2 protein-coding genes and 1 rRNA gene are annotated in these 945 nt (G+C 42.4%); 1 reads left to right on the forward strand and 2 read right to left on the reverse strand.

Going from position 1 to position 945, the window contains the following annotated elements:
• Positions 1-65 precede the first annotated feature (65 nt).
• The gene (locus tag LGZ98_RS23880) at positions 66-380 is read left to right on the forward strand and encodes a sulfatase-like hydrolase/transferase (RefSeq protein WP_229015626.1); all 315 of its coding nucleotides are present in this window, start codon (positions 66-68) and stop codon (positions 378-380) included.
• Positions 381-413: 33 nt separating this feature from the next.
• Here the strand turns inward: LGZ98_RS23880 and LGZ98_RS23885 are convergent, their stop codons facing one another.
• Both LGZ98_RS23885 and rrf read right to left on the reverse strand, forming a co-directional pair.
• Complete coding sequence (locus LGZ98_RS23885; RefSeq protein WP_229015627.1) at positions 414-563, reverse strand: hypothetical protein; 150 nt, start codon at positions 561-563, stop codon at positions 414-416.
• A gap of 123 nt (positions 564-686) precedes the next feature.
• Positions 687-802: ribosomal RNA gene (gene rrf / locus LGZ98_RS23890) — 5S ribosomal RNA — on the reverse strand.
• Between the last annotated feature and the right edge of the window lie 143 nt (positions 803-945).

Consider the following 945-nt stretch of genomic DNA (forward strand, 5'->3'; position numbering starts at 1 on the left):
ATTATTAATCTGTATGAGAAATAAATGGCCGATTACTCAAATAGAAAGGTAAGAAATTTATTATTATGCATATCTATGGCAATCATGAGCCATCCTGTAACCAATTTCCCGAAAATAAACTGATGTCTTTCTCATCGAACGAAGATGATAATTGCTATGACAGCTCAATAGTTTATACAGATCAGCTAATAGAGAAAATTATTAATAAAATCAAAGATTATAAAGCATTTATTCTCTATTTTTCAGATCATGGATTACAACGTTTAGATAAAAACAGTGACATCCGTTATAACCACGGAGTTAGTCATCCTCGAAAAAAGGCTTATAATATCCCCTTATTTATCTGGTATAATAAACACCCCTTTCTCAACTTCAGATAATTATTACCTTATCAGTGATTGGCTAGGTATTTATCATAAATCTCCAGAAAACTGCCGTTCACCATTAAGCAATTGTTTCAAATCACAGAAAGAGCTAACGGTGATCGATGATAATAAAAACTTAATATACCCGTTATCTTTCAAGTTGCCTCTTTGTTGGCGGCACGCACTCATCCCGGTCACATCGTTCGCTATGCCCCCGCGGATTCGCTCCCTTACCGTCGCGATGCATCTTGAAATCCATAGGATATCCCTTAAAAACGCAAAAACCCCCAGCGCTCGCTGGGGGTTTCTACGGTATTTAAAGCCTGGCAGTTCCCTACTCTCACATGGGGAGACCCCACACTACCATCGGCGCTACGGCGTTTCACTGCTGAGTTCGGCATGGGGTCAGGTGGGACCGCCGCGCTATCGCCGCCAGGCATATTCGGTTTATTCCAGGCGGCGCGTCTCTTCTTCCGCAACCACCCGAATCAATCTGTTCAACAAGCTGAAAATCGTCTCTCTACTCTCTTCTGACACCCGGCTTCTGCCCGCTGTCTTCTGAGCGCCAAAACACCTTCGG

It is taken from the genome of Photorhabdus kayaii (genome assembly GCF_025384895.1).
Classification (GTDB): Bacteria; Pseudomonadota; Gammaproteobacteria; order Enterobacterales; family Enterobacteriaceae; genus Photorhabdus; species Photorhabdus kayaii.

What these genes read in the sequence shown, in the direction of transcription:
- LGZ98_RS23880 (WP_229015626.1), top strand. Translation starts at nt 66, where the DNA reads ATGCATATCTATGGCAATCATGAGCCATCCTGTAACCAATTTCCCGAA.